The following is a 20,121-nucleotide window of genomic DNA, read 5'->3' as shown; positions in this document are numbered from 1 at the left end:
AATTTATTTGAATAAAAGCCTACTTAACGAATGACTTTCATTACTTGCTCACCTGGTTTAGCTAAAGTTTTGGTTAATGTAATAATGTCACCAAAATCAGCTGAATTTGTTACAACAACGGGTGTAATTATATTATAGCCTTTTTCAATAATTTTATCTAAGTCAAATTCAATTAATTTATCACCTATTTCAATATTTTGTCCTTTATCAACAAAGTATTCATAGCCTTCACCATTTAATTGAACCGTATCGATGCCAATGTGTATCAATAACTCCACACCAGAGTCACTGGTTAAACCGATTGCATGTTTAGAATCAAAAATTGCTGTTACAATTCCAGAAACTGGCGCATAAACTGAACCTTCAACTGGTTTAACTGCAAAGCCTTTACCTAAAATTTCCTCTGAAAACATTCCATCTTCCACAGCTGTCAAGGCTACTACTTCACCTTTTATTGGTGTAACGACCTCTGTGAGAGTATTTGCTTCAGAAATAGAGTTCTCTTCCTTATTATCGATTGTAGTCTTTGGTATTTCTACGACTGGATCTTTATATAAAATGTATGAGACTACAAAAGAAATCACAATACTGATTGCAGCTCCGATACAAGCCATATATAAATGTTTCAAGGTATCATCTCCAATATAACTTGGAAGTGTCAATAAACCGGGTGAACCACCAGTAAAGTTCTTCACTCGAGTGATTCCCATAAACAAACCACCGATTCCGCCACCAATCATCGCAGCATATAAGGGCGTTTTATATTTCAAGTTGACACCGTACAATGCAGGTTCAGTAATTCCAAACAAACCTGTTAGACCTGCTGAAGCAGCTACCTGTTTGATTGAAGAGTTTTTACTTTTCACACCAACGGCTAAAGAAGCAGCTCCTTGTCCAAGGTTTGATGCTAACATACCTGGATAGATCACACTATCATATCCTGTTGTCATACGATTGTTAATCCCAATAGGTACTAAGCCATAGTGAGTTCCTGTAGCTACAAACAACGGTGTCAACGCGCCAATAATCGTTGGAACCAACCACGGACTAAAGCTCTCCAATGCTTTGATTCCATTTGAAATACCATCACTAATCAAATACCCAATTGGTCCCACCACTACTAACGAAACAGTACCGACAATTGCAATTGTAATCAATGGTTTACTAAAAAATTTAATTGCTTTAGGTGACACTTTATCTGCAATTGGCTCGACATAAGACATAAACCAAACGGCTAAAATAATTGGAATAACGGAGGAGCCATACGTTACTGCAGAAATTGGCAGTCCAAATAGATGAATACTTCCATCTCCAGTTTCTTTGATTGCATTGACCATCCCTACAAAGTTTGGATGGAGTAAAATTCCACCAACCATCATGGCTAAATACATATTAGTTTTAAATTTCTGTGCAGATGACGCTGCTAACAAAATAGGTAAAAAGTAAAAAGCAGAATCTGCCATAAAATCAATGATAATATAAGTCTGACCTGTTTTGTCGATCGCGTTAAAGACAACTAGAAGAGACAGAACAGCTTTTAACATACCGGCCGCCGTAATCGCTGGTAAGATTGGTGTAAAAATACCTGTAATCGTGTCGATAACTTTTGAAGCCGTACCACGTTCATCCTTCCCATTAGATTCGACTTGTTCTTCATCTAATGCGGGCACTTCTTTTAAAATTTCTTTATAAACACTTCCAACATCACTACCAATAATGACCTGATATTGTCCACCTTTTGAAACAACCCCCATCACGCCTGCTGTATTTTTCAATACCTCTGTTTCTGCTGTTCCTTCATTTTTCAAATTAAAGCGTAATCTAGTAGCACAATGAGTCAAACCCGTGATATTTTGTTTTCCACCGATTTTTTCAATAATTGTTTGTGCTAATTCTTGATAATTCATCGTTCATCCCCCTAATTTAATTACAAATCGAAATAAAATACATAAAAAAATACCTAAGAAACCTCTTATTTCAAAGAGATTTTCCCTAGGTATAGCCTGCTCTTTCGCAGTAACAATCCTTAATTGTTGGTTATTCTTCTGATATGGATGGTGAGATAGATCATCTCGTCCTCTTGTAATTCACGACCAAATTCTTTTCCAATGTACTCGCGTATTTTCAGTGCACAAAGATATTCTTCTTGATATTTTTCTTTTAACATAAATAAGAAACCTTCATCTTTGTCTTTATCCAATTCTATTCCACTAAATAAACGTTGAACAAAAAATTTCAAATGCGTAATAAATCGTTCATAATTTAGCGTGTATTCATCCAAATCAGTTTTATAATGATATTTAACGATATTAATGATTTTTTGAATGACTTTTGTCATTTCTGAAACTTGGCTGACCTGAGATAAATCTAGTTCTGCATTAACGATATGTAATGCAATAAAACCAGCTTCATCTTCTGGAAGCACTATATCCAGACGATTGGAAATAATAGTCAATGCTTCTTTTCCAATCAAATATTCATGATTGTAAAAACGCTTGATTTCCCAAAGCAGTGCGTTTCTAACAGGTAGACCGCTACTTTGTCGTTCGATTGCATAATCGATATGATCAGTTAGCGTAAGATAGATATTTTCATTCAGCTTTTTTCCTAAAGAAACTTTGGCAAATCCAATAATTTCATTAGCAACCTGTAAATGCTCTAAACGAACATTTGCTAACAGCTGCGTAAGCTTATTTGTATTTAAATCGGCATTGCTTGTATATATTTTTTCAATAAGAGAATCCTCAATAACATCGCCGATATTTTTTTTAAAGCCAATACCTTTGCCCATCACAAGTACTTCGTGACCGTCAGCATCAAGTGACTTCACAATATTATTATTGATTACTTTTTTTACTTCCATAATATCTCCTCAATGAGATTAGATCAGCTAGCTAATTAAATGTTAATAAAAGAAATAAAGTATAGCCTGAAAATTCAGTAACAATCTTGATTTCTCTTGTTATTAAAACATGAAAATAAAGCGTTGTCAACCAAGGAAAAATACAATCATTCGCTTTATAAAAAAATTTCTACTTATAAAATATTATTATTACTTAACGTAAGTCGGTAATTAATAAGAGCGATTTAATTTTTCAGTATTACTAACTTCTATCAATACATATACTTATTTTTTAGTGTTTCTAATATTAATAGTTAAATTTTATTTCTAAGTAATTTGTTATCTTTCCATGATGCTCTTTTACGGCTGCATTGTCTGGATATTTTTTAAATAGCCATTTTTCATATTTTTAAGAGTATTCATTTTATCAATTACTAAATAATCTTGATAGATTTGAAACCCAGCAACACCTAAAACATCTAACGATAAGGATGCTCCCCCAACTCTCCGAAAAGAAGTGTTTTACTAAAAAAAGAGTGAATCGATAGAAAAAATGAAGCCATATTACTCTCTATACCAAGTAATTTAACTTCAATCTCAGTTAAATATCAACGAATAAGATACAAAAATACAAAATTACTTCAAAATGTTTAAACAAAAAAAGAGCATTAACATAAGAATATGTTAATGCTTGGCATATACCGGCGGCCGGGGTCGAACCGGCACGATCGTGAGATCACAGGATTTTGAGTCCAGCGCGTCTGCCAATTCCGCCACGCCGGCATAAAATAATTTTTGCAAGGCGGTAACCGGATTTGAACCGGTGATGAAGGTTTTGCAGACCTCTGCCTTACCACTTGGCTATACCGCCATATTACAATTTAAACATTCTCAAAAAGAGAAAACTGGGGTAGCTGGATTCGAACCAACGCATGACAGGATCAAAACCTGTTGCCTTACCGCTTGGCTATACCCCAATAATTAAAATTAAAAGCTAAGGGCGACTGATGGGAATCGAACCCACGCGTGGCGGAACCACAATCCGCTGTGTTAACCACTTCACCACAATCGCCATAAAACATATGATAAAAATTAAAGCTAAGGGCGACTGATGGGGATCGAACCCACGCATGGCGGAACCACAATCCGCTGTGTTAACCACTTCACCACAATCGCCATAAACTTGCTAACAGGGATAGTAGGAATCGAACCCACAATGACGGTTTTGGAGACCGTAGTTATACCGTTTAACTATATCCCTACTAAATAATGGAGGAAAGTGGATTCGAACCACTGAACCCTAAGGAACGGATTTACAGTCCGTCGCGTTTAGCCACTTCGCTATTCCTCCAAATGGCGCAAGACAGAATCGAACTGCCGACACACGGAGCTTCAATCCGTTGCTCTACCAACTGAGCTACTGCGCCAAAAACTATAAACGGTCTGGACGGGACTCGAACCCGCGACCTCCTGCGTGACAGGCAGGCATTCTAACCAGCTGAACTACCAAACCGTAATTTAATGGAGGTTGACGGGATCGAACCGCCGACCCCCTGCTTGTAAGGCAGGTGCTCTCCCAGCTGAGCTAAACCTCCAAAAAATATAAATGACCCGTACGGGAATCGAACCCGTGATACCGCCGTGAAAGGGCGGTGTCTTAACCGCTTGACCAACGGGCCAATAAAGACTTAATACGGAGAGTAAGGGATTCGAACCCTTGAGACAGCGATAACCGTCTACATGATTTCCAATCATGCTCCTTCGGCCACTCGGACAACTCTCCAAAGTTAAAAGAAGCAAGCATACTCATAAAGCTTATATTAAGAAACTCCGGCAGTAGGACTCGAACCTACGACATCATGATTAACAGTCATGCGCTACTACCAACTGAGCTATGCCGGAATAATCAGCGTGGCGACGTCCTACTCTCACAAAGGGAAACCCTTCACTACAATCGGCGCTAAGAAGCTTAACTTCTGTGTTCGGCATGGGAACAGGTGTATCCTTCTTGCTATCGCCACCACACTGGGTGTTGTTGCTATTCAATTGAGTGATTATTCACTCAAAACTGGATTGAAGTTGTAATCAAACTGTCCGATCTACTTTTTTATTTCGTTTCTTTGGTTAAGTCCTCGACCGATTAGTATTGGTCCGCTCCGTACATCACTGCACTTCCACTTCCAACCTATCTACCTGATCATCTCTCAGGGGTCTTACTTTCTTAAAGAAATGGGAAATCTCATCTTGAGGTGGGCTTCACACTTAGATGCTTTCAGCGTTTATCCCTTCCCTACATAGCTACCCAGCAATGCCCTTGGCAGAACAACTGGTACACCAGCGGTAAGTCCATCCCGGTCCTCTCGTACTAAGGACAGCTCCTCTCAAATTTCCAACGCCCGCGACGGATAGGGACCGAACTGTCTCACGACGTTCTGAACCCAGCTCGCGTGCCGCTTTAATGGGCGAACAGCCCAACCCTTGGGACCGACTACAGCCCCAGGATGCGACGAGCCGACATCGAGGTGCCAAACCTCCCCGTCGATGTGGACTCTTGGGGGAGATAAGCCTGTTATCCCCAGGGTAGCTTTTATCCGTTGAGCGATGGCCCTTCCATGCGGAACCACCGGATCACTAAGCCCGACTTTCGTCCCTGCTCGACTTGTAAGTCTCGCAGTCAAGCTCCCTTCTGCCTTTACACTCTGCGAATGATTTCCAACCATTCTGAGGGAACCTTTGGGCGCCTCCGTTACTCTTTAGGAGGCGACCGCCCCAGTCAAACTGCCCACCTGACACTGTCTCCCACCACGATAAGTGGTGCGGGTTAGAGGGTTCATAACACAAGGGTAGTATCCCACCAGCGCCTCCACCGAAACTAGCGTTCCGGATTCATCGGCTCCTACCTATCCTGTACATGTGGTACAAACACTCAATATCAAGCTACAGTAAAGCTCCATGGGGTCTTTCCGTCCTGTCGCGGGTAACCTGCATCTTCACAGGTACTAAAATTTCACCGAGTCTCTCGTTGAGACAGTGCCCAAATCGTTACGCCTTTCGTGCGGGTCGGAACTTACCCGACAAGGAATTTCGCTACCTTAGGACCGTTATAGTTACGGCCGCCGTTTACTGGGGCTTCAATTCTGAGCTTCGCCGAAGCTAACCCATCCTCTTAACCTTCCAGCACCGGGCAGGCGTCAGCCCCTATACTTCATCTTTCGATTTTGCAGAGACCTGTGTTTTTGATAAACAGTCGCTTGGGCCTATTCACTGCGGCTGACCGAAGTCAGCACCCCTTCTCCCGAAGTTACGGGGTCATTTTGCCGAGTTCCTTAACGAGAGTTCGCTCGCTCACCTTAGGATACTCTCCTCGACTACCTGTGTCGGTTTACGGTACGGGCAGTTGTTTTCTCACTAGAAGCTTTTCTTGACAGTGTGACATCAGGAACTTCGGTACTATTATTTCCCTCCCCATCACAGCTTGTCCGTATAGAGTAAAGCATTTGACTCTACTCAAGACTTACTGCTTGGACATGCACTTCCAGTCGCATGCATTCCTTAGCCTCCTGCGTCCCTCCATTGCTCAAACAAAAACAACTGGTACAGGAATATCAACCTGTTGTCCATCGCCTACGCCTATCGGCCTCGGCTTAGGTCCCGACTAACCCTGGGCGGACGAGCCTTCCCCAGGAAACCTTAGTCATACGGTGGACGGGATTCTCACCCGTCTTTCGCTACTCATACCGGCATTCTCACTTCTAAGCGCTCCAGCCGTCCTCACGATCGACCTTCAACGCCCTTAGAACGCTCTCCTACCATCACACCAGAGGTGTGATCCACAGCTTCGGTAATATGTTTAGCCCCGGTACATTTTCGGCGCAGGGTCACTCGACTAGTGAGCTATTACGCACTCTTTAAATGGTGGCTGCTTCTGAGCCAACATCCTAGTTGTCTGTGCAACCCCACATCCTTTTCCACTTAACATATATTTTGGGACCTTAGCTGGTGGTCTGGGCTGTTTCCCTTTCGACTACGGATCTTATCACTCGCAGTCTGACTGCCGAATATGAATGAATGGCATTCGGAGTTTATCTGAATTCGGTAACCCGAGATGGGCCCCTAGTCCAAACAGTGCTCTACCTCCATCATTCTTAACTTCGACGCTAGCCCTAAAGCTATTTCGGAGAGAACCAGCTATCTCCAAGTTCGTTTGGAATTTCTCCGCTACCCACAGCTCATCCCCGCACTTTTCAACGTACGTGGGTTCGGTCCTCCAGTGCGTTTTACCACACCTTCAACCTGGCCATGGGTAGATCACATGGTTTCGGGTCTACGACTACATACTCATTCGCCCTATTCAGACTCGCTTTCGCTGCGGCTCCGGCTCTTCACCTTAACCTCGCATGCAATCGTAACTCGCCGGTTCATTCTACAAAAGGCACGCCATCACCCATTAACGGGCTTTGACTTGTTGTAGGCACACGGTTTCAGGATCTATTTCACTCCCCTTCCGGGGTGCTTTTCACCTTTCCCTCACGGTACTGGTTCACTATCGGTCATTAGGGAGTATTTAGCCTTGCGGGATGGTCCCCGCGGATTCCGACGGAATTTCTCGTGTTCCGCCGTACTCAGGATCCTCCTAGGTGTTGCCAACATTTCGTCTACGGGGCTATTACCCACTTTGGCGAACCTTTCCAGGTTCTTCGACTATCTTGACAGACTACCACATCGGAGTCCTACAACCCCAACAAGCAAGCTTGTTGGTTTGGGCTTTTCCCGTTTCGCTCGCCGCTACTCAGGGAATCGAATTTTCTTTCTCTTCCTGCAGGTACTTAGATGTTTCAGTTCTCTGCGTCTACCTCTATCCAGCTATGTATTCACTGAATAGTAACATCCTATAAAAGATGCTGGGTTTCCCCATTCGGAAATCTCTGGATCATAGCTCACTTACAGCTCCCCAAAGCATATCGGTGTTAGTCCCGTCCTTCATCGGCTCCTAATGCCAAGGCATCCACCGTGCGCCCTTATTCACTTAACCTTACGATCTTACGATCGGTTTTGTTTGGCTCGTTTCTCTAGCGATAGAGGCGTGACCAATAAAATAAGCTTCGAACTATTTTAATTAAAAAACTCATTCAACGCGGTGTTCTCGGTTTGTTTTGATTACTTTTATACTTCAATATCCAGTTTTCAATGAACAATAATTTAGTAACCCATTGGTTACTAATGGAGCCTAGCGGGATCGAACCGCTGACCTCCTGCGTGCAAAGCAGGCGCTCTCCCATCTGAGCTAAGGCCCCGTGGTACATATTAATTTAAGAGTAAACCTCTCAAAACTGAACAAAGTGTCGACGAATGTATAAGTTTCCGTAATATTCCTTAGAAAGGAGGTGATCCAGCCGCACCTTCCGATACGGCTACCTTGTTACGACTTCACCCCAATCATCTATCCCACCTTAGGCGGCTGGCTCCACAAGGGTTACCTCACCGACTTCGGGTGTTACAAACTTTCGTGGTGTGACGGGCGGTGTGTACAAGGCCCGGGAACGTATTCACCGCGGCGTGCTGATCCGCGATTACTAGCGATTCCGGCTTCATGTAGGCGAGTTGCAGCCTACAATCCGAACTGAGAGAAGCTTTAAGAGATTTGCATGACCTCGCGGCCTAGCGACTCGTTGTACTTCCCATTGTAGCACGTGTGTAGCCCAGGTCATAAGGGGCATGATGATTTGACGTCATCCCCACCTTCCTCCGGTTTGTCACCGGCAGTCTCGCTAGAGTGCCCAACTGAATGATGGCAACTAACAATAAGGGTTGCGCTCGTTGCGGGACTTAACCCAACATCTCACGACACGAGCTGACGACAACCATGCACCACCTGTCACTTTGTCCCCGAAGGGAAAGCTCTATCTCTAGAGTGGTCAAAGGATGTCAAGACCTGGTAAGGTTCTTCGCGTTGCTTCGAATTAAACCACATGCTCCACCGCTTGTGCGGGCCCCCGTCAATTCCTTTGAGTTTCAACCTTGCGGTCGTACTCCCCAGGCGGAGTGCTTAATGCGTTAGCTGCAGCACTGAAGGGCGGAAACCCTCCAACACTTAGCACTCATCGTTTACGGCGTGGACTACCAGGGTATCTAATCCTGTTTGCTCCCCACGCTTTCGAGCCTCAGCGTCAGTTACAGACCAGAGAGTCGCCTTCGCCACTGGTGTTCCTCCATATATCTACGCATTTCACCGCTACACATGGAATTCCACTCTCCTCTTCTGCACTCAAGTCTCCCAGTTTCCAATGACCCTCCCCGGTTGAGCCGGGGGCTTTCACATCAGACTTAAGAAACCGCCTGCGCTCGCTTTACGCCCAATAAATCCGGACAACGCTTGCCACCTACGTATTACCGCGGCTGCTGGCACGTAGTTAGCCGTGGCTTTCTGGTTAGATACCGTCAAGGTAAGAGCAGTTACTCTCCTACTTGTTCTTCTCTAACAACAGAGTTTTACGATCCGAAAACCTTCTTCACTCACGCGGCGTTGCTCGGTCAGACTTTCGTCCATTGCCGAAGATTCCCTACTGCTGCCTCCCGTAGGAGTCTGGGCCGTGTCTCAGTCCCAGTGTGGCCGATCACCCTCTCAGGTCGGCTATGCATCATGGCCTTGGTGAGCCGTTACCTCACCAACTAGCTAATGCACCGCGGGTCCATCCATCAGTGACACCCGAAAGCGTCTTTCAAGTCAGCACCATGCGGTGTCGACTATTATGCGGTATTAGCACCTGTTTCCAAGTGTTATCCCCCTCTGATGGGTAGGTTACCCACGTGTTACTCACCCGTCCGCCACTCTTCTTTTCAAATGAGTGCAAGCACTCGGTAGAAAAGAAGCGTTCGACTTGCATGTATTAGGCACGCCGCCAGCGTTCGTCCTGAGCCAGGATCAAACTCTCATAATAAAAGTTGAACACAATCCGAAGATTGTTAAGCTCATTTGGTTGCTAGCATATTGCTTCGCTTTGTTAAAAATTGTTGTTTGTTTTTACCGTTGTAAAAACAACCTACACATTTGGTTCGTCTTACTTTGTTCAGTTTTCAAAGGTCTACTGTGTTACCTCGCAGCAACTTTTATATCATATCAAATCTTCGATTCGATGTCAACACTTTTTTAAAAAAGTTTCAAAGTTTTCTCTGCTTGATGTTATCGAATGTTTCGCGACAACTTCATTAGTTTATCAGGTCGTTTGTTATTTGTCAACAACTTTCTTCCTAATTTTTCAAGTTTCTTTGTTGTTATTAATTAACAACTTTGTTATTCTATCATGATTGTATTCTTTTCGTCAAGAGGAAAAAAACATTTTTTCTCTTTCACCCAATTAACAAACATTCATTAGAACATTTATAAATATAACAATACTTATCATAAAATGCAACTAGAAAATGCCTGTTTTTTGATTCTTTTTTTCTTAGCGAACAAATTACTTGAACTTCATTTGAGCATTCGCTTTTTCTCTACTATTATGTGTTCTAATGATTAGATTATTCGGTTAAAAGATTAAAAAGAGCAGGAACATTTTTTCCTACTCTTCTCCTTCACTTTTTTTAACTATTGGAATATAGATTCTAAATATTGTTCCTTGATGAACAACACTTTCTGCGTCTATCTTTCCCTTATAATTTTCTACTAGCTGTTTAGCAATTGATAATCCTAATCCATTTCCGCCCTTGTTACGAGCTCGTGCTTTATCTACTCTATAGAAACGATTGAATATTTTATCTAAATCATCTTCTGGAATTCCTTCACCAAAATCTTGAATAGCAATTTCAAATTCACTTAATGTTTTTGAAATTGAAATATGAACCTCTTTTCGAGTCGTCGAATATTTTACTGCATTATCCAAAATAATGATTAGAAGCTGTTCGAAGTGATTTCGGTAAATACCCAATGTCACTTCATGCAATAAGTCATCATCTAGAGTAATAACAAAATCCGGATATAGAATTTTAAAATTGTTAAACACTTGATAGACGACTTGTTTAGCATTTGAGGTATGATTCGAATACTGCACATCAACTTGTTCTGCTCGCGATAGATCTAACATTTCTTGGACTAAGCTTTTCATCCGAACAATTTCTTGCAAACTTGCTTCTAGGGATTCATCCAAAATCTCGGGATCTTCTTTTCCCCAGCGATTTAATAAGCTTAAATGCCCTTCTATAATCGCAACTGGTGTACGTAATTCATGGGAAACATCTTCTACAAATTGCTCTTGTTGCTCAATGTATCGTCTCATGCGATCTAACATTTCATTAAATATTTCTGCGAGGTCTGCTAACTCATCATTAGAATGTATATCCGGCATATGGATATCCGATTGCGGATCTTTTCTAATTGTATCCATAGTATCTCGTAAAACTTTCACAGGTTTTAGGAAGTAAGAAGATAAAATAAACCCTAGTATGCTGCTCAAGATCAATGAGATGATTTCTAATACAATCAGCGTCAGTAATAAACGGTTTCTAATATCATAAAAAGAAGACAACTCGTAAAAAGCCTGAATATAACCAATCTGCTCTCTGTTCTTTTTTGAATAAACTGGTTGAATAATTAAAAAACCTGTTTTGTTATCGATTGATTTAATTTCAGCATATTTTTTTTCTTTTTTTCCTAATTGACTTTGTAATTTCTGTGTTTCAAATACTAGAGTCCCTTTTTTATCGTATATTGATAGGAACAATGCTGGCTGTCCTAGCTCAGAAATCATCGTATCCATTTCCATCAGTGAGCCCTCTATAGAAATCCTTTTGTTATCCAAAGCATTTTCATCAACACTAGGTGTTTTCAATTTTTCATAGACATCTGATACACTCAAGTTTCCATCAGCATTCGCTAAACGATTCCCCACCTCAGCAACTGTTCTCTCTACATTTTCTCGTTCCTTCTCAACAATGAGGTTGACTGAGGATTTATAAGTGATCACGGCAAAAATAGTAAATACAACAAATATGAAGAAAGAACTTGCAGAAGCCCACTTGATTGTCAAAGAAGGCCCCTTCAGTTCTTTTTTTGCTGCTTTTTTCATTTTTAAATATTTCACGAGCGCATCACATAACCTGTTCCACGAACAGTTTGAATGTAGCTCTCCTCGCCTGGAACATCAATTTTGTTACGTAGATAACGAATATAAACATCGACAACATTCGTTTCGACTTCTGTTTCATAACCCCAAACTTTATTTAATAGTACATCACGAGCTAATACAACATTTACATTTTCCATTAAAGTTAATAGTAGTTCATATTCACGTTTCGTTAATTCAATCATTTCAGAATTACGGCGAACAACGCGATTTTCTTTTTCAATTGTTAAATCACGATAGGTGATAGTTGTTTGTTTTGCTACATTTTTATCACCTTCAATATCAATTCGGCGAAGTAACGCACGTAAGCGAGCTAATAACTCTTCTATAGCAAACGGTTTTACAATGTAGTCATCCGCACCATGATCTAATCCTGACACTCGGTCAATTACAGAATCTCTTGCTGTCATCATGATGATTGGTGTGTTCTTCACTTGACGTACACGTCGACAAACTTCAAGCCCATTCAATTCAGGCAACATCAAATCTAAAAGGATAGCATCCCAATCATTATTTAAAGCCGCTTCCAAACCAGTACGTCCGTTGTAGTGAACCTCTGTAGTATAGCCCTCGTGTTTCAGCTCCAGTTCTACAAAACGTGCTAAGTTTTTTTCATCTTCAATAATTAGAATATTACTCATTGGTTATTTGTCCTTTCTCTTTAAAAGCTATCTTAAAGCTTACCCATTATACCCACTTTTGCGTCAAAAAGCTAGCAACAACCTGTTTTTACTTCATAGCAGAGAGAAAACCATGAGAAATTTTTGAATCCCATGGCTTTCAAACGTACTATTCTTCATTATACCAACTATAGTGGTACGTACCTTCTTTATCAATTCGTTGATACGTATGAGCCCCAAAATAATCTCTTTGCGCTTGAATCAGATTTGCTGGCAAACGCTCTGAACGATAAGAGTCGTAATAAGCAATAGCTGAAGCGAAAGTTGGGACTGGAACACCCGCTTGAACTGCAATCGATACAACATCACGAACAGATTGTTGATATTTTTTTGTTATATCGATAAAGTAATCATCTAATAATAAGTTTTCAATTGCTGGATTTTTATCATATGCATCTGTGATCTTTTGTAAAAACTGAGCACGGATGATACAACCTGCACGCCAGATTTTGGCAATCTCACCGAAAGGCAAGTCCCACTCATAATCTTCTGATGCTACACGTAATTGAGCAAAGCCTTGAGCGTAACTCATAATTTTACTGAAATACAACGCTTCACGAATCTTTTCGATCAATTCTTTTTTATCCCCTTGATAACCAGGTGTTTCAGGCTTAGCTAAGACTTTACTTGCTTTTACACGTTCATCTTTATAAGCAGAAATAAAGCGAGCAAAAACTGATTCTGTGATCAACGGTAGTGGTACACCTAAATCTAAGGCGCTTTGGCTTGTCCATTTACCAGTGCCCTTGTTACCGGCAGCATCCATGATTACATCAACGATTGGCTTACCTGTCCCTTCGTCGTCAGTACGCGTTAAAATATCAGCTGTGATTTCTACAAGATAACTGTCTAGTTCACCTTGATTCCATTCTTTGAAAATCTCAGCCATCTCTTCAACAGAAACACCAAGAATATTTTTCATAAGATCATAGGATTCAGCAATTAATTGCATATCACCATACTCGATTCCATTGTGTACCATTTTAACATAGTGGCCTGCCCCATTAGGACCGATATATGTCACACATGCTTCGCCATCTTCAGCTTTAGCTGATATTTTTTCTAATATAGGAGCCACTAGTTCATAGGCTTCTTTTTGTCCGCCCGGCATGATTGAAGGCCCCTTTAATGCACCTTCTTCACCACCTGAAACACCAGTCCCGATAAAGTTGATTCCTGAATTAGCTAGTTCTTCATTTCTACGAATCGTATCTTTAAAGAATGTATTTCCGCCGTCGATTAAAATATCCCCTTTGTCTAAATGAGGTAATAATTCTTGGATCGTTGCATCGGTTGCAAATCCAGCTTGAACCATCAGCATAATGCGACGAGGTTTTTCAATAGAGTCTACGAACTCTTCAATTGTATAAGTCGCTTTGAAATTTTTATCTGGATGCTCTTCAACGACATCCGTTGTCTTTGAACCTGTCCGATTGAACAGGGCAACTGAATAGCCTCTACTTTCGATATTTAAGGCCAAATTTTTTCCCATTACGGCCATTCCGACTACGCCAAATTGTTGTTTTGTCATCATGTATCCTCCCACTATCTTTGAAAAGAAATTCATTAGAATTTTCTTATAATCTACATCATTATAACGTAGAATGCTTGATATGAAAACAAAATAGTTCGAATAATTTGATTTATTCTTGTTTATCCTTGAGAATTTCGACAATTGTCCATCAAATCCATTAACTCCAAACAAAATAAATCCCCTAGGCTCCATGGTTAGCCTAGGGGATTTTAACATTTTCAAAAAAATGTTTTTTATGCTTCTTTAGAGATTACGTCTTTTCCATCGTAATGACCACATGCTGGACATACGTGATGGCTTTTTCTCATTTCACCACAGTTTGAACATGCATTCAAACCTTTAATAGTTAATTTGTAATGAGTACGGCGTTTGCCCTTTTTAGCTTTTGAAGTTCTTCTAGCTGGTACTGCCATTGGTGTTCCACCTCCTTGTAAAGATGTGTGCATAAAATGCACGGGTATATTCCAATCTTACTACTTATCGTCTTCATCAGATGTTTCGCTGAATAATTCGGATAATTTAGCAAGACGAGGATCCATTGTTTGTTGTGCTTCTTCTTGTCTTTTCTGCACGTAGTCTTCTTCTGAAAGGACTTCCCAGTCATTGCCTTTTGGCATATCATGACTTGTTTGCTCTTCATCTGATAAAACTTGAATCGGAATTGACAAAAGAATGTTATCTTCGACTGACTCATCTAAATCGATTGTTGGTTTTTCCAACAAAATGATTTCTTCATCTGCCAAACGTTCATCTCTTTGTTGATATTGTTCCAGAGTCATAAATACCTCATCGACATTAATCAAAAGCTTGAGAGGAACGGGTGTTAAAGAACGTGAAGAGGGAACTGTTACAATAACATCGATTTGATAGTGAAGCAAGTATTCTTCTTTTCCTACTGTTAGTAGCCCGGTTGCTTTGACAGGACTAACATCTAAAATCAGATTATCTCTTTTCATCAGTGACTCTTTTAAATTTAGTGTCTCTGAAAATTCACAGGGTTTGTCTTTGTATTTGTTTAGTTCTAATAAAGACCATTTCATATTCTCACCTCATAACGCAACAAAAGCAATTATACAGGGGGATGAAAGCTTTGTCAATGAAATTTTCTTGACAGTGTTTTCTTCTTTCGCTTTTTTCTAATTCTTACTATTCTATTCTTGAATTTTAATGGTAAAATAAAGAAAAGGAGGAGTTAGTATGAATGCTTTTGAATTTAAAGACGTTTCATTTATTCGGGATAAAAAGACACTTTTAAATAACGTAAATTGGTCTGTTAAAAAGTCTGAAAACTGGGCTATTATTGGATTGAATGGTGCGGGTAAAACACTGCTCTTACAACTGATTTGCGGATATTTATGGCCGTCAAAAGGACGATTAGAAGTTTTAGATCAGGTATTTGGTCACGCATCTATTCCTGAACTTCAGCGACGAATCGGTTGGGTCAGTACAGCCTTACAGTATCGTATGAAGAATCGTGAAACAGCTGAAAAAATTGTTCTTTCAGGTAAATTTGCTAGTATAGGGATCTACCAACATTACACTGAGCATGAATTGGAACAGGCAAAAGCTATTTTAAAAGGTGCTGGTGGAGAATCTCTAATTGGAAAAAAATATGAAGTTTTGTCTCAAGGAGAACGTCAATTGGTTTTGATTTCAAGAGCTCTAATGGCCGATCCTGAATTATTGATTTTAGATGAACCTTGTAATGGCTTGGATTTATTCGCTAGAGAAAAACTTTTATACCAAATCCAGAACATCGCTGAGCAAAAAAACAGCCCTACGCTGCTTTACGTTACGCATCACACCGAAGAAATCCTACCGTGCTTCAAGCATCTAATGCTATTGAAAGACGGAGAAATTTTTGCCAAAGGAACGCAATCAGAACTATTCACTGAAGATAAATTAGAAGATTTTTATGCTGAACCCATTCAAATCATCCCCTTAAAAGAAGATCGTTTTGCAGTCTACCCTAAATAACAGAATCTAATGAGGCTAGGACATAAATCTAGATTTATGTCCTAGTCTCAATTTATATTATGCATCTTCAGTGCTGACCTCTTCATCTTCTGTTTGTTTAAACGTTTCGATTGCTGCTAAGAATTTTTCTCCGTACTTGTCCAATTTATTTTGTCCCACACCTTTTACTTGCAGTAACTGAATTGAATTTTTAGGTAGTTTTTCACACATTTCTTTCAATGTACTATCGGAAAAAATCAAATAGGGCGGTACACCTGCTTCTTGTGCTAAATCCATTCGTAACTCTCTCAAGTTTTCGAAAAGACCATCATTTACAACTACTTTGCGAACACGTTGATCTTCTTTTCTAAAAACCTTCTGTTGACCTAACAGAACTTGAACCCCAGTAGACGAAACAGATAGTAACGGATACTGCCCGTCTGATGGATTTAGGTATCTTTCGGCGGTTAGATAATCAATCAGTTGATTGACTTCTTTTTGAGTTCGATCTCTCATCAATCCATAAGTAGGTAAACGATTAAAATGCCATTGATCTATTTTTTTATCTCTTGAGCCTGTCAATACTTTCCCTACTAAACCCTTACCAAATTTTTCACCCATTCTTTTCACACATGATAAAATCTTTTGAACATCAACGGTGATATCTACTAATTCTCGTTGATCCAAACAATTGGAACAACGGCCACAATCAGAACCTTTCTCTCCAAAGTATCGTAAAATAAATTTTTGTAAACACATTTGCGCATTTGCATATTGAGACATTTCTCTTAATTTCATATATTCTTTTTGTTTATAATCAATCGTCATTTCTGATTGATCGATAAAAAACTGTTGAATTTGAAGATCTTGCGGCGCATAAAGTAACACGGCATCACTTGGAAGTCCATCACGCCCCGCACGTCCTGCTTCTTGATAGTAAGACTCTATATTTCCTGGAATTTGGGCATGAATCACAAACCGAACATTGCTTTTATTGATTCCCATGCCAAAAGCATTTGTCGCAACCATCACTTGCAATTTATCAAATAAAAACTCTTCTTGATTATGACTCCGTTCTTTCTCGTTCATTCCACCATGATACATCCCAGCAGTGATCTTTTTACTTTGAAGTAAGTGGTAGATCCGTTCAACTTCTTTTCGAGTACTTGCATATACAATGCCAGATTGTCCTTGATTCAATTTTAAATATTCCAAAAGAAAAACATCTCGATTTTGATCTTTCACAACTTGAAATGCTAAGTTCTCTCGAGCAAAACCAGTCTGTACCTGATTATCATTTGGAATATGTAATTGCTTAAGAATATCTTCGGCGACCTGAGGCGTTGCAGTAGCCGTCAGGGCAATAACAGCTGGCTGCTGCTGGAATTGTTCAATGATTTCAGCTAAACGCAAATAACTCGGGCGAAAATCATGCCCCCATTGCGAAATACAGTGGGCCTCATCGACTGCCAATAAATCAATGGGAACATGTAATAATAGTTGTTGAAAATCAAATGATTCTAATCGTTCAGGTGCGACATATAGAAGCTTCACTTCGCGATTAACCGCCATTTGAACTCGTTTGTTCATTTCTTGTTGAGAAATCGTACTATTGATGAATGTAGCAGGAATCCCCATCATATTTAGCGCATCGACTTGATCTTTCATCAATGAAATCAATGGTGAAATCACTAAAGTTAAATTTTCCAACATAAGCGCCGGTAGCTGATAACAAATTGATTTCCCACCACCTGTTGGCATGATACCTAAAACATTTTCTTTATGTAAAACATGATTGATGATTTCTTCTTGTCCATGACGAAATTCGTCGTATCCAAATTTTTCTTTTAATACACCCTTGATGTCAATCATGAAATTCTCTCCGTTCTTTGTGTCTGGTTGTTATTTTAGCATGCACTATAAGGCAATTCAAGGGAGGATTCGTCTGCCTGTGAAACAATTCAGCTAACGTGAAACAACAAGGCCTTTATCACAAAAATCAAAAATCCTTGTTTATCAGTGTTTATACTGTAATATACGTAGTTTTTAAGATTATTCATTAAAAGTTATCCACAAAAATAGGACAAAACTTAATAAGTTTTGTCCTATCTACCCTACCTTAATTCTAAATGTTTCGTTTATTCAGCTACTTTTTTCTTTTTACTTGCTTTTTCACGTTCGTTTTTATTAAGAATTTGTTTTCTTAAACGAATGCTTTCTGGTGTCACTTCACAATATTCATCCTCATTCAAGAATTCTAAAGATTCTTCCAATGTAAGAATTTTTGCTTTTTTGATAACGGATGTTTGGTCTTTGTTAGCAGAACGAACGTTAGTCATTTGTTTTGCTCTTGTGATGTTTACAGTTAAGTCATTATCACGGTTATTTTCACCAATGATCATACCTTCATAAACATCAGTTGTAGGCTCTACAAAGACTGTTCCGCGTTCTTCAATACTCATAATACTATAAGTAGTTGCTTTACCCGTGTCGATCGAAACAAGCGCACCTTGATGACGTCCGCCAATTGTACCTTGAATCATTGGTAGATATTGGTCAAATGTGTGGTGCATGATACCGTATCCGCGAGTCATTGATAAAAATTCAGTTGTATACCCGATCAAACCACGAGCTGGTGCTAAGAAAATCAAACGAATTTGACCATTACCAGTGTGGATCATATCTTGCATTTCACCTTTACGTAGACTCAATGATTCAATAACACTACCCATATATTCTTCAGGTGTATCGATTTGAACACGTTCAAACGGTTCACATTTTACGCCTTCAATTTCACGCTCGATAACTTCTGGACGAGAAACTTGTAATTCGTATCCTTCACGACGCATATTTTCAATCAAGATTGATAAATGCAATTCGCCACGACCAGATACAGTCCAAGAATCTGGTCCAATCGGTTCTACAAGTAATGATACATCTGTTTGTAATTCTGCCATTAAACGTTCTTCAATTTTACGAGAAGTTACGTATTTACCTTCACGACCGGCAAATGGAGAGTTATTTACTAAAAATGTCATTTGTAATGTTGGTTCATCAATGTGCAGAATCGGTAATGCTTCTTGGTGGGCTACGTCAGCAACAGTCTCACCAACAAAGATATCTTCCATACCAGAAACGGCAATTAAATCGCCTGCTTTTGCTTCATTGATTTCAACACGTTGTAATCCAAAGAAACCAAAGATTTTAGTAACTCGGAAGTTTTTCACGCTGCCATCTAATTTCATTAAGGCAACTTGATCGCCAACTTTCATTGTTCCACGGAACACACGACCGATACCAATACGTCCAACATAATCATTATAGTCTAATAATGATACTTGGAATTGTAATGGTTCATCCGAATTATCGACTGGTGCTGGTACGTGTTCAATGATTTGATCAAAAATTGGTGCCATTGTTGGTTCTTGGTCTTCTGGATTATCAGAATTGCTTGACGTTCCGTTCAAAGCTGATGCATAAATAACTGGGAAATCCAATTGATCATCATCTGCACCTAATTCAATAAATAATTCTAATACTTCATCTACAACGTGTTCAGGACGCGCTGATGGTTTGTCAATTTTATTTACAACAACGATTGGTGTTACTTTTTGTTCCAATGCTTTTTTCAACACGAAACGAGTTTGAGGCATCGTACCTTCATAAGCATCAACGACTAAAACCACACCGTCTACCATTTTCATGATACGCTCTACTTCACCACCGAAGTCAGCATGTCCAGGGGTATCCAGAATGTTGATACGAGTTCCATTGTAATCAACTGCTGTATTTTTAGCTAAGATCGTGATTCCACGTTCGCTTTCAATAGCATTTGAGTCCATCGCACGTTCTTGTAATTGTGTATGTCCATCTAAAGTTTGTGATTGTTTCAATAATTCATCTACTAATGTTGTTTTACCGTGATCGACGTGGGCTATGATTGCCACGTTTCTAATATCTTCTCTGTATTTCAATGTAATTGCTCCTTAT

At 39.9% G+C, this 20,121-nt stretch carries 10 protein-coding genes, 14 tRNA genes and 3 rRNA genes; 1 reads left to right on the top strand and 26 read right to left on the bottom strand.

What is annotated here, in order from left to right; translation table 11 throughout:
• Positions 1-23: 23 nt before the first annotated feature.
• From AC4BC4_RS06840 to AC4BC4_RS06725, 24 genes are all read right to left on the bottom strand, one after another.
• Positions 24-1,907: a beta-glucoside-specific PTS transporter subunit IIABC gene (locus AC4BC4_RS06840; RefSeq protein ID WP_490477199.1), complete on the bottom strand. Its 1,884-nt coding sequence runs from the start codon at positions 1,905-1,907 to the stop codon at positions 24-26.
• 119 nt (positions 1,908-2,026) lie between these two features.
• Complete coding sequence (gene licT / locus AC4BC4_RS06835) at positions 2,027-2,863, bottom strand: BglG family transcription antiterminator LicT (RefSeq protein ID WP_490477198.1); 837 nt, start codon at positions 2,861-2,863, stop codon at positions 2,027-2,029.
• Between the two features lie 678 nt (positions 2,864-3,541).
• A tRNA-Leu gene (locus AC4BC4_RS06830) sits at positions 3,542-3,625 on the bottom strand.
• Positions 3,626-3,642: 17 nt separating this feature from the next.
• Positions 3,643-3,713: transfer RNA gene (locus AC4BC4_RS06825), tRNA-Cys, on the bottom strand.
• A gap of 34 nt (positions 3,714-3,747) precedes the next feature.
• Positions 3,748-3,819, bottom strand: a tRNA-Gln gene (locus AC4BC4_RS06820).
• A gap of 22 nt (positions 3,820-3,841) precedes the next feature.
• Positions 3,842-3,914, bottom strand: a tRNA-His gene (locus tag AC4BC4_RS06815).
• A gap of 31 nt (positions 3,915-3,945) precedes the next feature.
• Positions 3,946-4,018, bottom strand: a tRNA-His gene (locus AC4BC4_RS06810).
• A gap of 14 nt (positions 4,019-4,032) precedes the next feature.
• Positions 4,033-4,103, bottom strand: a tRNA-Trp gene (locus tag AC4BC4_RS06805).
• A gap of 9 nt (positions 4,104-4,112) precedes the next feature.
• A tRNA-Tyr gene (locus AC4BC4_RS06800) sits at positions 4,113-4,193 on the bottom strand.
• 3 nt (positions 4,194-4,196) lie between these two features.
• A tRNA-Phe gene (locus tag AC4BC4_RS06795) sits at positions 4,197-4,269 on the bottom strand.
• Between the two features lie 12 nt (positions 4,270-4,281).
• A tRNA-Asp gene (locus tag AC4BC4_RS06790) sits at positions 4,282-4,355 on the bottom strand.
• A 9-nt stretch (positions 4,356-4,364) separates the two neighbouring features.
• A tRNA-Val gene (locus AC4BC4_RS06785) sits at positions 4,365-4,437 on the bottom strand.
• 12 nt (positions 4,438-4,449) lie between these two features.
• Positions 4,450-4,521: transfer RNA gene (locus AC4BC4_RS06780), tRNA-Glu, on the bottom strand.
• Positions 4,522-4,536: 15 nt separating this feature from the next.
• Positions 4,537-4,625, bottom strand: a tRNA-Ser gene (locus AC4BC4_RS06775).
• Positions 4,626-4,670: 45 nt separating this feature from the next.
• Positions 4,671-4,744: transfer RNA gene (locus tag AC4BC4_RS06770), tRNA-Asn, on the bottom strand.
• Between the two features lie 7 nt (positions 4,745-4,751).
• Positions 4,752-4,867: ribosomal RNA gene (gene rrf, locus AC4BC4_RS06765) — 5S ribosomal RNA — on the bottom strand.
• Positions 4,868-4,962: 95 nt separating this feature from the next.
• A 23S ribosomal RNA gene (locus tag AC4BC4_RS06760) occupies positions 4,963-7,874 on the bottom strand.
• 189 nt (positions 7,875-8,063) lie between these two features.
• Positions 8,064-8,136: transfer RNA gene (locus AC4BC4_RS06755), tRNA-Ala, on the bottom strand.
• Between the two features lie 83 nt (positions 8,137-8,219).
• Positions 8,220-9,780 (bottom strand): 16S ribosomal RNA (locus tag AC4BC4_RS06750).
• The 16S, 23S and 5S rRNA genes sit together here with 14 tRNA genes alongside, the layout of an rRNA operon.
• A 621-nt stretch (positions 9,781-10,401) precedes the next feature.
• Entirely contained in the window at positions 10,402-11,904 is a 1,503-nt protein-coding gene (locus AC4BC4_RS06745) for a HAMP domain-containing sensor histidine kinase (protein ID WP_490477197.1), read from the bottom strand.
• Positions 11,905-11,915: 11 nt separating this feature from the next.
• Entirely contained in the window at positions 11,916-12,602 is a 687-nt protein-coding gene (locus tag AC4BC4_RS06740) for a response regulator transcription factor (RefSeq protein ID WP_010765234.1), read from the bottom strand.
• Positions 12,603-12,750: 148 nt separating this feature from the next.
• The gene (gene gnd / locus AC4BC4_RS06735; RefSeq protein ID WP_490477196.1) at positions 12,751-14,172 is read right to left on the bottom strand and encodes an NADP-dependent phosphogluconate dehydrogenase; all 1,422 of its coding nucleotides are present in this window, start codon (positions 14,170-14,172) and stop codon (positions 12,751-12,753) included.
• 236 nt (positions 14,173-14,408) lie between these two features.
• Positions 14,409-14,588: a 50S ribosomal protein L32 gene (gene rpmF / locus AC4BC4_RS06730; RefSeq protein ID WP_010763436.1), complete on the bottom strand. Its 180-nt coding sequence runs from the start codon at positions 14,586-14,588 to the stop codon at positions 14,409-14,411.
• A 60-nt stretch (positions 14,589-14,648) separates the two neighbouring features.
• Positions 14,649-15,215 carry a YceD family protein gene (locus AC4BC4_RS06725; RefSeq protein ID WP_438756219.1) on the bottom strand — a complete coding sequence of 189 codons (567 nt, stop codon included), beginning with the start codon at positions 15,213-15,215 and terminating at the stop codon, positions 14,649-14,651.
• A 157-nt stretch (positions 15,216-15,372) separates the two neighbouring features.
• Here AC4BC4_RS06725 and AC4BC4_RS06720 point away from each other — a divergent pair, with 157 nt between their 5' ends.
• Positions 15,373-16,152: an ABC transporter ATP-binding protein gene (locus AC4BC4_RS06720; RefSeq protein WP_438756220.1), complete on the top strand. Its 780-nt coding sequence runs from the start codon at positions 15,373-15,375 to the stop codon at positions 16,150-16,152.
• Positions 16,153-16,209: 57 nt separating this feature from the next.
• Here the strand turns inward: AC4BC4_RS06720 and recQ are convergent, their stop codons facing one another.
• Both recQ and typA read right to left on the bottom strand, forming a co-directional pair.
• On the bottom strand, positions 16,210-18,003 hold the full coding sequence (gene recQ, locus AC4BC4_RS06715) for a DNA helicase RecQ (RefSeq protein WP_490477195.1): 1,794 nt from the start codon (positions 18,001-18,003) through the stop codon (positions 16,210-16,212).
• Positions 18,004-18,269: 266 nt separating this feature from the next.
• Positions 18,270-20,105: a translational GTPase TypA gene (gene typA, locus AC4BC4_RS06710; RefSeq protein ID WP_438756222.1), complete on the bottom strand. Its 1,836-nt coding sequence runs from the start codon at positions 20,103-20,105 to the stop codon at positions 18,270-18,272.
• Positions 20,106-20,121: the final 16 nt, after the last annotated feature.

This window comes from Enterococcus sp. AMC1086 (genome assembly GCF_058216575.1).
The sequence above is the reverse complement of the archived record's forward strand: the minus strand, read 5'-3'. Positions and strand labels throughout refer to the sequence as shown.